11 protein-coding genes are annotated in these 12,897 nt (G+C 73.5%); 5 read left to right on the forward strand and 6 right to left on the reverse strand.

Annotated elements, in window-relative coordinates:
• Positions 1-8 precede the first annotated feature (8 nt).
• From O7628_RS24480 to O7628_RS24495, 4 genes are all read right to left on the reverse strand, one after another.
• Complete coding sequence (locus O7628_RS24480) at positions 9-1,271, reverse strand: Gfo/Idh/MocA family oxidoreductase (RefSeq protein WP_278134012.1); 1,263 nt, start codon at positions 1,269-1,271, stop codon at positions 9-11.
• Between the two features lie 32 nt (positions 1,272-1,303).
• The gene (locus tag O7628_RS24485) at positions 1,304-3,520 is read right to left on the reverse strand and encodes a hypothetical protein (RefSeq protein WP_278134014.1); all 2,217 of its coding nucleotides are present in this window, start codon (positions 3,518-3,520) and stop codon (positions 1,304-1,306) included.
• A gap of 25 nt (positions 3,521-3,545) precedes the next feature.
• Complete coding sequence (locus O7628_RS24490; protein WP_278134016.1) at positions 3,546-5,645, reverse strand: hypothetical protein; 2,100 nt, start codon at positions 5,643-5,645, stop codon at positions 3,546-3,548.
• Between the two features lie 280 nt (positions 5,646-5,925).
• Entirely contained in the window at positions 5,926-6,741 is an 816-nt protein-coding gene (locus O7628_RS24495; protein ID WP_278134018.1) for an IclR family transcriptional regulator, read from the reverse strand.
• 237 nt (positions 6,742-6,978) lie between these two features.
• Here O7628_RS24495 and O7628_RS24500 point away from each other — a divergent pair, with 237 nt between their 5' ends.
• The 5 genes from O7628_RS24500 (at position 6,979) to O7628_RS24520 (ending at position 12,034) form a co-directional block, all read left to right on the forward strand.
• Entirely contained in the window at positions 6,979-8,358 is a 1,380-nt protein-coding gene (locus tag O7628_RS24500; protein ID WP_278134019.1) for an aspartate aminotransferase family protein, read from the forward strand.
• Positions 8,358-9,545: a mandelate racemase/muconate lactonizing enzyme family protein gene (locus O7628_RS24505; protein WP_278134020.1), complete on the forward strand. Its 1,188-nt coding sequence runs from the start codon at positions 8,358-8,360 to the stop codon at positions 9,543-9,545. The genes O7628_RS24500 and O7628_RS24505 overlap by 1 nt, the downstream gene beginning before the upstream one ends.
• Entirely contained in the window at positions 9,542-10,384 is an 843-nt protein-coding gene (locus O7628_RS24510; protein WP_278134021.1) for an amidohydrolase family protein, read from the forward strand. Before O7628_RS24505 ends, O7628_RS24510 begins: the two co-directional genes overlap by 4 nt.
• The gene (locus O7628_RS24515) at positions 10,381-11,208 is read left to right on the forward strand and encodes an SDR family oxidoreductase (protein WP_278134023.1); all 828 of its coding nucleotides are present in this window, start codon (positions 10,381-10,383) and stop codon (positions 11,206-11,208) included. Before O7628_RS24510 ends, O7628_RS24515 begins: the two co-directional genes overlap by 4 nt.
• A gap of 169 nt (positions 11,209-11,377) precedes the next feature.
• Entirely contained in the window at positions 11,378-12,034 is a 657-nt protein-coding gene (locus O7628_RS24520) for an NAD(P)H-dependent oxidoreductase (RefSeq protein WP_178064284.1), read from the forward strand.
• Here O7628_RS24520 and O7628_RS24525 read toward each other — a convergent pair.
• Together O7628_RS24525 and O7628_RS24530 are read right to left on the reverse strand one after the other, a co-directional pair.
• Positions 11,977-12,513, reverse strand: a complete 537-nt coding sequence (locus O7628_RS24525) for a hypothetical protein (RefSeq protein WP_278134026.1) — start codon at positions 12,511-12,513, stop codon at positions 11,977-11,979. The two genes, O7628_RS24520 and O7628_RS24525, sit on opposite strands and share 58 nt — an antisense overlap.
• Positions 12,503-12,895 (reverse strand): carboxymuconolactone decarboxylase family protein, encoded by a 393-nt coding sequence (locus tag O7628_RS24530; RefSeq protein WP_074475993.1) that lies wholly within the window; start codon positions 12,893-12,895, stop codon positions 12,503-12,505. The genes O7628_RS24525 and O7628_RS24530 overlap by 11 nt, the downstream gene beginning before the upstream one ends.
• Between the last annotated feature and the right edge of the window lie 2 nt (positions 12,896-12,897).

Raw genomic sequence — 12,897 nt, forward strand, 5'->3', positions numbered from 1 at the left:
GAAGTGGTTCACTGCGCGGGCACGGTCACGACCGTGCCGGTGTGCCGGGCCGCCTCGGCGGCGAAGACCGCGAGGTGGCTGGCGAGGGTCTCGTCCAGCCCGGACCGGATGTGGTGGCGGTCGCCGGTGGCCACGGCGCGGACGAAGGCGTCCATCAGCCCGGTGTCGCCGCCGCCGTGGTCGTCGGCGGCGGTGGACCCGCCGACCGTGCCGGCGTCGAGGACCTCGATCCGGTCGGTGCGGAAGTCGTGCACCCGGACCCGCTCGCCGTCGCCGGACAGCCAGCCGTGGGTGCCGAACAACTGGGTCTGCCGGTGGGTCTGTTCGGTGAAGGCGGCCATGGTGAAGGTGGCGGTGACGCCGCCGGTCAGTTCCATCGCCACGACCTGGTGGTCGACGACGTCGTTGTCGCCGGAGTACACGCACCGCCCGTACGGGCCGGTGCGCAGCGCCTCGACCAGCGCGGCCTCGTCGACGCCGTCGGTGACCACGCTGACCGGCCAGATCGGCCCGTGCTTCCGCAGCACCGGCAGGTACAGCTTCGGCGCGGAGTAGGGGCAGCCCGGCTCGACCGGGCAGTCCAGGCACCGGGCGGCCGCGCCGGCCGGCGCCTGGTCGGGCCGGAAGTGGCGCAGCCCGCCGAAGCTGGCGACGCGCTCGATGCGCCGGCCGGTGACGTAGCCGAGCCAGTCCAGGTCGTGGCTGGACTTGGCCAGCAGCATCGGGGTGGCCAGCTCCTCCCGCCGCCAGGGGCCGCGCACGTAGGAGTGGGCGTAGTGCCACCAGCCGACCGGTTCGAGGTGCTGGACGCTGACGATCTCGCCCAGCAACCCGCTGTCCACCACCCGCTTCACCAGGTCGGTGTAGGGGGTGTACCGCAGCACGTGGCAGACGGCGAAGAGCACGCCGGTGGCGCGTACCGCGTCGACGATCTCGCGGCACTGGTCGGCCGTCGGCGCGAGCGGCTTCTCCACCAGCAGGTGCCGGCCGGCCTTGGCGAACGCGACGGCCGGCTCGACGTGCATCCGGTCCTGGGTGGCGACGACGACCGCGTCGACCGCGGGGTCCGCCGCCAGCAGGTCCCGCCAGTCGGCGAACTCCGCCGCGCCCGGGTGGGCGGCGGTGATCAGACCCCGCTGGTGGGGACGCGGGTCGGCGACCGCGACGAGTCGCGCCCGCGTGGGGTTGGCGGCCACCCAGCGGGCGTACGTCTGGCCCCGGTTGCCCGCGCCCGCCAGCGCCACCCGCACCGGCCGGTCCTGCTGTCGCACCTGGCTCCTCGCCTTCTCTCGTCGTGGGGTGGTCAGACCGTGAGGTTCCCGGCGTCGCGGACGCGCGGGCCGGCGGCGGGCAGCTCCCGGGACACGCCCTCCTCGACGCACCCGGTGTGGTGCAGGTACGAGCCCTCGCCGAAGCCGGCGTCGGCCAGCCGCAGCTTCCCGCCGGTGAACTGGACGCCGACGGCGGAGTACCGGTTGCTGCCGGCGTCGACGGCGACGTGCGCGGTGCCGGCGTCGGCGGTGGTGCTGAGGTAGCCGCCCAGCTCCCACCGCACGACGCCGGTGGCGGCGGCGCGCGACAGCAGCGCCCCGGCGGAGTTGGTGCCGCTGAGCACCGCGCCGCCGCCGACGGTGATCCGCTGGTCGGCGGTGCCCGCGAGGCGGATGCCGGTGTCGGTGAGGGTGCCGCCGGTCACGCGCAGGTCGGCGGACTTGACGGTGGCCGGCGCGGCGTCGGGCGCGCCGACGAGGGTCACGTCGGTCAGGTGCAGCCGCCCGGTGCCGCTGAACGTGTGCCCGTCGACCCCGCGGATGGTGGTGCGGACCAGGTGCACCGGCGTGGTGACGCTGGCCTGCACCACGTCGGTGCCGGCGGTGGCGAGGGTGAAGGAACAGCCCTCGATGACGTTGGGCCGCTGCGACCGGGTGGACTGCTGGGAGATGATCAGCGTGTCGTCGGCGGAGCAGCCGCGCAGCTGCACCCCGTCGGCGTTGACCCACAGCATCCCGGAGCCGGCCAGCCCGGCCTTGCGGATGACCTGGACGTCCTCCAGGGTCAGGTCGGTGACCTTGACCCGGGCCACGAACCAGGAGCACACGTGCTTGCGGACGGTGATCCGCTTCGCCGCCGAGCCCCAGGCCGCCCCGGAGTTGGCGAAGGTCATCAGCCCGGAGTTGCCGGTGTAGACGAGGTCGTGCTCGTACTGGCCGTGGGTGACGAAGGGGCCCTGGTCGTCGCCGTCGCCGTGGCAGTTGGTGACGTACCCGTACGCGGAGGCGGTCCAGTCGTTGAGGTGCCGGGCGTTGGAGGTGCGGCAGTCCTCGACGTGCCCGTACAGGCAGTAGATCTGCTGGGTGAGGTAGCCGGCGCCGCCCCAGGTGACGGAGGTCGGGTTCTTCAGGGTGCACCGGGCGGTGTGGAAGTAGGTGCACCAGCGCCGCATGATCACCGGCCAGAAGGTGCCGGTGGCGTCGATGTCGGCGACGTCGCAGTGCACCGCGTACTCGTAGGCGACCGGGTGGGAGCCGGTGTACTGGTCCGCGCCGTTGCCGGTGAAGACGAGGTTGCGCACGTGCACCCGGCTGACCGGTTCGACCCGGGTCCAGGTGAGGGTGCGGCCGGCGGCCAGCTCCCAGCCGTTCTTGTAGTTGACCCGGATGTGGGTGCCGTCGACGATCTGGGTGACCTGGACGAGTTTCTGTAGCTCCCGTTCCCAGGTGCCGGCGAGCCGGTCGACCTCGACGGCGTACCACCGGCCGACGGCGAACGCCGCGGAGTCGGCGACCTGGAACGAGTCCCAGCCCTCCCGGACGGCCTCGGTGAGGGTGTGGGTGCGTACCTCGTCGGTGACCTTGCCCTGGAAGAACAGCACGGCGGCGAACGGGTCGTCGCGGCCGGCGTCGGCGATGCCGTCGGTGGACATGGTGTGCCCGCCGAAGTCGAGCACCAGGTCGCTGCGGGTGAACCGGTGCCGTTTCACGAAGTGCAGGTCGGAGTGGGCCTCGATGCGGTGCACGGTGGGGTCGGTGACCATCGCGTCGAGGGCCGCGTCGGCGGGGGTGCCGGCGTCGAAGATGCCGAAGTGCCGGAACTCGACGACGCCGTCGTGGAGCTGGAGCCAGCGGCCGGGCCGGTTGCCGTCGGGGGCGAGGACGGTGCCGCCGTTGGCGGGGGCGGTGCTGGCCGCCTCCCAGCGGAGCAGGCGGGCGGCGCCGTCGCCGGCGGCGTGGTAGCCGTCGACGTGCACGACCTGCCCGGCGCGCAGGGTGTGGGGCTTGACGGCGAGCAGGGCGGCGACGGTGCCCACGTGCAGCACCCCGTTGAGGCCGGGGGCCGGCGGGGTCGGCGGGGCGGGCGGGCCGTCCGGCTTGGCGGAGGCGGCGGTGGCGGGGGAGAGGGCGAGGGCGGTGCCGGCGAGGGCGAGCCCGCCGAGCCCGGAGGCGCGCAGCACGGCCCGACGGGAGGCCGGCGCGAGGCGGTGGGTGGGTGTCCCGTCGGGGTTGGCGTTGTCGGCGTGCATGGGGTGTCTCCTCCTGCGGGGGCGGTCAGAGGGCGAGGTTGTCGCGGGTGACGACGCGGGCGGACTCGGCGGGCAGCTCGCGGGCGACCCCCTCCTCGACGCACCCGGTGTGCAGCAGGGTGGAGCCGACGCCGAAGGCGGCGTCGGCGAGCGTCAGCCGGCCGCCGGAGAAGCGCGCGCCGACGGCGCGGTACCGGTTGACCCCGGCGTCGACGCGCACGTGCGCGGTCTGCGCGTCGGCCGCGGTGCTGCGGTAGTCGCCCAGCTCGATCCGGACGGCCCCGCTGCCGGCGGCCCGGGTCAGCAGGGCCCGGCGGGCGTTGGTGCCGGTGACCGCCGCGCCGCCGTCGACGACGAGGCGCTGGTCGCGCACGGCCGACAGCTCGATGCCGGTGTCGGTCAGGGTGCCCCCGCGCACCACCACCTCGGCCGCGCCGATCAGCAGCGGGGCCGCGCCGGGCGTCCCGGTCAGCGTGCAGTCGGTGAAGCGCACCGGGCCCGAGCCGCGCAGGATCGCCCCGTCGAGGCCGCGGAAGGTGGTGCGGACGAAGTGCACCGGGTTGCTCACCGGGGTCTGCACGATCACCGTGCCGGCGGGCTGGTCGAAGTCGCAGTCGGCGATGATCGTGGGCCGGCCCGACCGGGCCGAGCGCTGGGCGATGCTGAGCGTCCGCGCCGAGCAGCCGCGCAGCTGCGCGCCGTCGGCGTTGACCTGGAGCGTGCCGGCCGGGTCGAACGTCGAGCGGGGGACGACCCGCACGTCCTCCAGGGTCAGGTCGGTGATCTTGGTGCCGGCGACGAACCAGGAGCAGACGTGCCGGCGGACGGTGATCCGCTTGGCGCTGATGCCCCACTGGCCACCGCTGTTGGCGATGTCCATCAGGCCGGAGTTGCCGGTGAAGACCAGGTCGTGCTCGTACTGCCCGTGGGTGGTGAACGGGTTGCCGCCGGCGTCGTCGCCGTCGCCGTGGCAGTTCTCCACGGTGCAGTACGCCGAGGCGGTGAGGTCGTTGAGGTGCCGGGCGTTGCTGCTGCGGCAGTCCACCACGTGCCCGTACAGGCAGTAGATCTGCTGGGTGAGGTAGCCGGCGCCGCCGTACATCACGGCCGGCGGGTTCTTCAGGGTGCAGTTCGCGGTGGTGAAGTGGGTGCACCAGCGGCGCATGATCACCGGCCACCAGGTGCCGGTGGCGTCGATGCCGGAGACGTCGCAGCGCACGGCGTACTCGTAGGCGACGGGGTGGGAGCCGCTGTACTCGCGGTCGTCCGGCCCCGACCCGGGGTACTCGCCGGTGAAGGCGACGTGGCCGAGGAAGACCATGTCGCGCACGTGGGCCCGCCGGACCGGCTCCACCCGCTGCCAGGTGATCCGGCGGCCCGGCTCCAGCGTCCAGCCGTTGAGGTAGCCCACCCGGATGTGGGTGCCGTCGACGATCTGGGTGACCTGGACCATCTTCTGTAGTTCGCGCTCGTCGGCGCCGGTGAGGGCGTCGCTGGTGGCGGTCCACCACTGGCCGACGGCGAACCGCGCCGAGTCCGGCACCTGGAAGACGTCGGTCAGCTCGGGGACGGTCTCGGTGAGGGTGTGGGTGATCACCGTGTCGGTCACCGTGCCGCGGAAGTACAGCACCGCGCCGAACGGGTTGTCGTGGGTGTTGCGCTCGATGCCGTCGGTGTGCACGGTGTGCCCGCCGAAGTCCAGTTCGATGTCGCTGCGGCCGAAGGTGTGCCGCCTGACGAAGCGCAGGTCGGTGTGGGCCTCGATCCGGCGGATCGCCGGGTCGCCGACCATGGCGTCCAGCGCGGCGTCGGCGGGGGTGTCCCGGCCGAAGATGCCGAACCGCCGGAAGTCGCCGGTCCCGTCGTGCACGGCCAGCCACCGGCCGCGCCGGTCGCCGCGGCCCGGGTACGGGTCGTGCACGGTGCCGCCGTTGCCGGCGGCGGTGCTGGTGGGGTCCCAGCGCAGCAGGCCGCCGCCGCCGTCGCCGGGGCGGTGGTAGCCGGCGACCCGCACCAGGGCGCGGGCGGCCGGCGTGGCGGGGGCGAGCCGGGCCAGGTCGGCGACGGTGTCGACGCGCAGCATCTGGTCGTGGGGGGTGGGCGTGGACGTGCCAAGTAGACCCATGGAGAGCCTCAACCTTCGCGGTCCAGCCGTCCGGCGGGGCGCCGGACGGCGGTTGCTTGGGGGCCTGCGGACGCCACGGGGCGACCGCAGGGCGGGGGAAGGTCGGGCAAACGCGCGAGGCGCGCAGGCGGCGGAGCTGCTGACCGGAACGCCCGGCGCCGGGGCTGCGGCGCGACGGGAGTCAGCTGTTCGCCCGAGACGGCCGCGGCCGGGGGCCGCGACCTGCCACGACCGGGGCCGTGACGTTGGCGGGAACGTTAAACAGCAGGTGAACCGGCTGTCAAGGGGTCTGGCCCGCCGGGACGTGGCCCAGCCGGACGGAGATGGCCTCGGCGGCCTGGCGCACCTGCCGGCCCAGCTCCTGGTAGCGCCAGCTGGGCAGGCCGAGCTTCAGCCCGGTCACGCTGATCGCGCCGCAGCACCCGCCGCTGTGGTCGCGCAGGGCGCTGCCGATGCAGAACACCCCCTCGGCGTCCTCCTCGTCGTCCAGGGCGTACCCGGCCTTGCGGACGTCGTGCAGGTGGGCCACGAGCGAGTCCAGGTCGGTGATGGTGTGGTCGGTGCGCCGGGGCAGCCCGACCCGGCCGATCAGCTCGGCGACCTGCGCCGGGGTCATCTCGGCAAGCAACGCCTTGCCCAGCCCGGTGCAGTGCGGCAGCTCGCGGGTGCCCATCCGCAGCTCGATCTGGATGCGCTCGCCGTTGCTGACCTGGTCGATGACGACCGCGTGAGCGCCCTCGGGGACGGCCAGCCGGGAGCTGAGCCCGGTGTCGCGGGTCAGCGCGGTCAGCACCGGCCGGGCGATGTCGCGCAGCGACAGCTGCTCCTGGGCGCGGACGCCGAGGCGGGCCAGGGCCATGCCGAGCCGGTAGCGGCGGTTCATCCCCTCGCCGTCGTCGGCGGCCAGGCCGTGATGGCACAGCGTGTGCAGGGTGGCGAACGCGGCGCTCTTGGACAGGCCGCAGGAGCGGGCGACGTCGGTGACGCTCAGCCCCTCGCCCGGCGTGGCGGCGGAGAGCGCCTCCAGCACCTCGGCCGCGCGGCTGACGCTGCGCACCAGGTAGCGGGAGCTGTCGACGTCTTCGGTGGTGGCCATGGTCCTTCTTTCGATCAGGAAGCTGAAGCTGTTCGCCAAGGCCGAACAGCCTAGCAAGCCCGTTCGGAAATCGGGCCCCCCGCTGTTGACCTTCGCGATTTCACCTGCCTAGTATGCCGAACATCGTTTGGTATAGCCGAACACTGTTCAGAGTTTTTGCTGGTTCCTCCTGCGGCGGACAAGACCGCGGCGCCGCGACCGGGCTGGGTCGCCGCGCCGCACCGATGAGGAGAAGGTGTGAATTCACGATCGGCCCCGTCCGGCGTCACCCTCGCCGAGCGGGCCCGCCGGGTCATCCCCGGCGGCGTCAACAGCGGGCAGCGCAGCATCCCGGGCCTCACCGAGATGGTGATCGCCCGCGCCTCCGGCGCGCGCTTCTGGGACGCCGACGGCCGCCAGTACACCGACTACCACGCGGCCTTCGGGCCGCCCCTGCTCGGCCACAACGACCCGGACGTCAACGCCGCCGTCGCCGAGGCCGGCACGCGGGTCGACCTGTGCGGGGTGGCCGTCACCCACGGCGAGATCCAGCTCGCCGAGACCCTCGCCGAGCTGGTCCCGAGCATCGAGAAGGTGCTGCTCACCAGCACCGGCAGCGAGGCCACCTTCCACGCCCTGCGGGTCGCCCGCGCCGCCACCGGCCGACGCCTGGTGGTCAAGTTCCAGGGCTGCTACCACGGCTGGCACGACTCGGTCAGCCTCAACGTGATCTCCGCCCCCGACCGGGTCGGCCTGCCCGACCCGATCTCCACGGGCATCCTGCCGGAGGTCCTCGACGCCACCCTCGTGCTGCGCTTCAACGACGTGGCCGCCGTCCGGGCCGCCTTCGCCGCGCACGGCGACGACATCGCCGCCGTCATCGTCGAGCCGGTGCCGCACAACGTCGGCTGCCTCCTGCCCGACCAGGAGTTCCTCCGGGCGCTGCGCGACGAGTGCACCCGGGCCGGCAGCGTCCTGGTCTTCGACGAGGTGATCACCGGTTTCCGGCACGACCTGGGCGGCTGGCAGCGGATCAGCGGCGTCACCCCCGACCTGACCACCCTCGGCAAGGCCATCGCCAACGGCTACCCGATCGGCGCCCTGGGCGGCCGCGCCGACCTGATGGACCTGTTCAGCACCCGTCCGGGCGCGCCCGCCTTCTTCGCCGGCACCTACAACGGGCACCCCGCGGTGGTCGCCGCCGCCCTCGCCACCCTCGGCAAGCTGCGCGCCGAGCCCGTGCACGAGCACGTCTACCGCCTCGGCGAGCGGGCCCGCGCCGGCATCCGCGAGGTCCTCGCCGACCTCGGCGTCCCCGCCGTGGTCACCGGGTACGGCTCCGTGTTCGTGACCTACTTCATGCCGGGCCCGGCACCCCGCAGCTACGACGACCTGCTGCGCAACGATGCCGGCATGTTCATCGGCTACCGTCGGCGGATGCCCGAGCACGGCATCTTCGAGCTGCCGCTGAACCTCAAGCGCAACCACATCTCCTACGCGCACACCGACGCCGACATCGACCACCTGGTCGAGGCCACCCGGGCGGCGGTGCGCGACACCCTCGCCTCCGGCGGGACGACCGAGCTGGCCGGCACCGCCACCATGGGCGGCGCGGTCGCCGGCGGGGAGGGGCGCTGATGCTCACCGTCGACAAGACCCGGCCGGTCGGGCCGGCCGGGCGGATCAGCCGGGTGGAGACCCTCACCCTCGGCACTGCCTGGCGCGACTTCTCCTACGTGCGGGTGCACACCGACGCCGGGCTGACCGGCGTCGGCGAGATCACCCACCCGTACCGGGCCCGGGAGACCTGCCAGCTCGCCGAGGCGATGGCCGGGCGGCACCTGATCGGCGCCGACCCGTTCGACGTCGAGGAGATCTGGCTGCGCATGTACCAGGGCGACTTCCTGCGCGGCGGCGACGTCGGGGGGATCGTCGTCTCCGGCGTCGACCAGGCCCTCTACGACCTCATGGGCAAGGCCCTCGGGGTGCCCGCGTACCGGCTCACCGGCGGCGCCTGCCGCGACCGGGTCCGGGTCTACGCCAACGGCTGGTACACCGGCGACCGGGAGCCCGACGCGTTCGCCGAGCGGGCGCGGGCCACCGTTGCCAGGGGGTACCCGGCGCTGAAGTTCGACCCGTTCGGCGCCGGCCTCGGCGAGCTGTCCCGGGCCGAGCTGCGCCGTTCGATCGACATCGTCGCCGCCGTCCGCGCCGCCGTCGGCCCCGAGATCGAGCTGTTCGTCGAGGGCCACGCCCGCTTCGCCATGCACACCGCCGCCCGGCTGGTCCGGGAGCTGGAGCCGTTCGACCTCGGCTGGTTCGAGGAGCCGCTGCCGTGGACCCACATCGAGCGGTACGCCGAGCTGCGCGCCCGGGCCACCATGCCGATCTCCGGCGGCGAGCACTTCCACAACCGCTACGAGTACGCCCGGCTGTTCGCCACCGACGCCGTCGACATCATCCAGCCGGACCTCTCCATGGCCGGCGGCTTCACCGAGGTGCGCAAGCTCGCGGCCATCGCCGACCAGCACGCCATGGTGGTCGCCCCGCACAACTCCAACTCGCCGCTGTGCACCACCGCCTCGGTGCACGCCGTCCTCGGGATGCCGAACTTCAAGATCCTGGAGACCTTCGACGGGCTGCTGGAGGACTACGTCTTCGACGCCGTGCGGGGCGCCCTGCCGGTGGTCGACGGGCACATCGACCTGCCCACCGCGCCCGGCCTCGGCGTCGAGCTGGTGGACGAGGTGTTCGCCGAGCACCCGCCGAGCCACGGCTTCTGGAACATGTTCGCCGAGGGGTGGGAGAAGCGGGACCGCCGATGATCGTCGACGTGCACTCGCACCTGTTCGACTGCCCCGACCACGTCGGCGACCCGTTCGCCGCCGAGGCGGCGCGGGCCCACGGCGGCGAGGTCGACCTGACGGTGCGGTGGTCGCAGTACGCGGCCACCGCCCCGGCGGACACCCGCACCGTCGTCGTCGGCGGCAAGGCCCGCCGGTCCGGGCTGTGGGTCGACGACGCCGCGGTGGCCGCGTACGTGGCCGCCCGGCCGGACCGGCTCGTCGGCTACCTCGCCCTGGACCCCACCCAGCCGGGGTGGCGCGACGAGCTGGAGCACGGGCACCGCGACCTGGGCCTGCGCGGCATCAAGCTGATGCCGATGTACGCCGGGTTCGACCCCGCCGACCCCGCGTACGACGACCTGTACGCCTACGCCGAACGGCACGGGCTGCCGCTGCTGGTGCACACCGGCACCACGTTCGTCTCCACCGCGCCGCTGCGCTATGCGCTCCCGGTGCACCTCGACGAGGTGGCCATCCGCCACCCGGAGCTGCGCATGGTGCTCGCCCACCTCGGCCACCCGTACGAGGGGGAGTGCATCGCGGTCGTCCGCAAGCACCGGCACGTCTACGCCGACGTGTCCGCGCTGCACTACCGCCCCTTCCAGCTCTGGCACAGCCTGCGGCTCGTGCAGGACTACGGCGTGTGGGACAAGCTGATGTTCGGCAGCGACTACCCCTTCACCACCGTCGACGCCTCGATCGAGGGGCTGCGGGCGGTGGGGCGGGTGCCCGGCATCCCCGGCCTCGACCCGCTCGACGCCGAGCAGATCGAGCGGCTGATCCACCGCCCGTCCCTCGACCTGCTGGGGTTGGCATGACCCCCCGCGTCCCGCCCTCCTTCGACCTGTCCGGCCGGCTGGCCGTGGTGACCGGCGCCGCGCGCGGGCTCGGCGCCGCGTTCGCCGCCGGCCTCGCCTCGGCCGGCGCAGACGTGGTGGTGGTGGACCGGCCCGGCGTCGACCTCGACCCGGTCGTGGCCGCGGTGACCGGGCAGGGCCGCGCCTGCCACCCGTACCCCTTCGACCTCGCCGACACCGAGGCGATCGCGGCCTGGTTCGACGGGGTACGCCGCGACTGCGGCCCGGTGCACATCCTGGTCAACAACGCCGGCGTGGCCCGGCTGGAGCACTTCAACGAGATCACCGTCGCCGCCTGGCGCGACGTGATGCGGGTGAACGTGGACGCCGTCTTCTTCCTCGCCCAGCGCGCCGCCGAACACATGATCGCCGACGGCGTGGCGGGCCGGATCGTCAACGTCTCCTCCAAGAACGGGCTGGTGGCCGAGGCCGGGCTGGCCCACTACAACGCCTCCAAGGCCGCCGTCGAGCTGCTCACCCGGTCGCTCGCCGCCGAGCTGGGGCCGCACGGCATCACCGCCAACACGATCGCCCCCGGCATGATCGCCACCCCGATCGACGGCGAGTTCCCCCTGGACCGCGAGGCGTTCGAGGCCGCCTGGGCGGAGCGGATCCCGCTGCGCGGCGGCTACGGCACGCCGGCCGACTGCGTCGGCGCGCTGTTGCTGCTGGCCTCCGCCGCGGGCCGCTACATCAACGGCACCCACCTGGTCGTCGACGGCGGAGTGCTCGCCGACCAGATGCCCCGGCTGCGGTTCATGCCGCCCTACCGCAGCAGCCTCTGACCCGCGCCCGGTCCCGCCGTGGTGTCCCGGGCCGGGAGCGCGGGCGGTGCGACCGCTTCCGGCGGTGCCCCACTGTCGGTAGGTTGAGGCTGCCTCCGCGTGACGGCCACGGGGCGTCGTGAGGTGGCCGGCCCCGGGTTGGCGCCGAGCGGACAGGGGAGGCCCTCGAATGAAGATCGTCGCGTTGTCCTGCACGCAGAAGCGGCTGCCGTCGGTGACCGACGCGCTGCTCGAAGCGGCGATCGGCGGCGTCGTCCGGGAGGTCGGCGACGCGCGGATCCAACGGATCCGGCTGATCGACCACCGCATCGGGATGTGCGAGGGCGAGGACACCTGCCTCGATCCCGAGGTGGGCCGGTGCACCCTGGACGACGACTTCGCGCACGTCGTCGACCTGGCCGAGGGCGCGCAGGCGATGCTGCTCGCCATGCCGGTGTACGCGGGGAACGTGCCGGCCGTGCTGAAGATCTTCCAGGAGCGCCTGAAGAGCTTCATGAACGCCCGGCAGCGCCCGTTCGGCAACCTGCTGGTGGGGACGATCGTCCATTCGCGCACGATGCTGACCGAGCCCGCGTTGGGCTCGCTGTTCCCCTGGTACCTGCGCCTACGCAACCGCAACGTGGCGTCGGCGTGCGTCACCCAGAACGACCACCAGGACCTGACCCGCACCGCGGCGATCGACCTGTGCGTGGCCGTGGGCCGGCAACTCGGCATGACGCTCGACGTCAGCCGGTCGCCGGCCCCGGACCGCACGGCGCTGCCGGTGGTTCAGCCGGTGGCGCGTCCCCGCTGCGGCGACCCGGCCGCGTCGCATTCCGTGGGCTGAGGGGACTCCGCGCGCCAGGTGCACCCGTCGCCCGCCTGCTCGCAGGTGACCGTGACGTCCGGTTCCACGTAGCGGGCGGCGATGGCGGTGTTGAGCTCCTGGCAGTACGCGCACGGCGACGAGAACGTCAGCACGACGCCCGCGCGGGCGGCCCGCTTGCGGTACCGCAGGATCCCGCAGTCGGCGTTGCGCAGGACGGTGCCCGAGGGGCCGGGCTCACTGGTCACCGCCGAGTCGTACAGCAGGAGCTGGTTGCGCAGCCGGGTCATGAAGTGGTCGGTGGCCGACACGTCGGCGGGCCGCTGCGCCCGCAGCAGCTCCGCGGTGATCCGGGAGTTGGCCTGGATCCACGCGGCGAGGCCCTCCTCGCCGTGCTCGCCCAGGACGAACTCCTCCGCGGCGGCCTGGGCCTCGAAGAACCGCTGACGCCACAGGTCGACCTTCTCGGCCGGGCCGAGGGGGGACGGCTCACCGGTCACGGTCCGCATCCTTCCCCGCGGCGGCGTCCAGCTCGGCGAAGACCTCCTGGGCGACGCGCAGCCCGTTGTTGGCCACCGGCCAGCCACCGTAGTAGGCGAGCTGGATGATGACCTCGACGACCTTTTCCCGCGACATCCCGAGGTGCAGGGCGGCGCCGATGTGGCCGCGCAGCTCCCAGTCGGTCCGGGCCAGCGCGACCGCGGTCAGCGCGACCAGCTCCCGTTCCTCGACGCTGAGGTGGGGGCGGGTCCAGATCTCGCCGAACAGGTGGTCGACGGTGATCCGCAGGAACTCCGGGTGGGAACCCGGGCGCGGTTCGCGGCCGAAGACCTGGTGGAACATGGCCACGCCCTGCTCGTGCCGGGCATCCGGCTGACTCATCG

It is taken from the genome of Micromonospora sp. WMMD956 (genome assembly GCF_029626125.1).
GTDB classification, from domain to species: Bacteria; Actinomycetota; Actinomycetes; order Mycobacteriales; family Micromonosporaceae; genus Micromonospora; species Micromonospora carbonacea.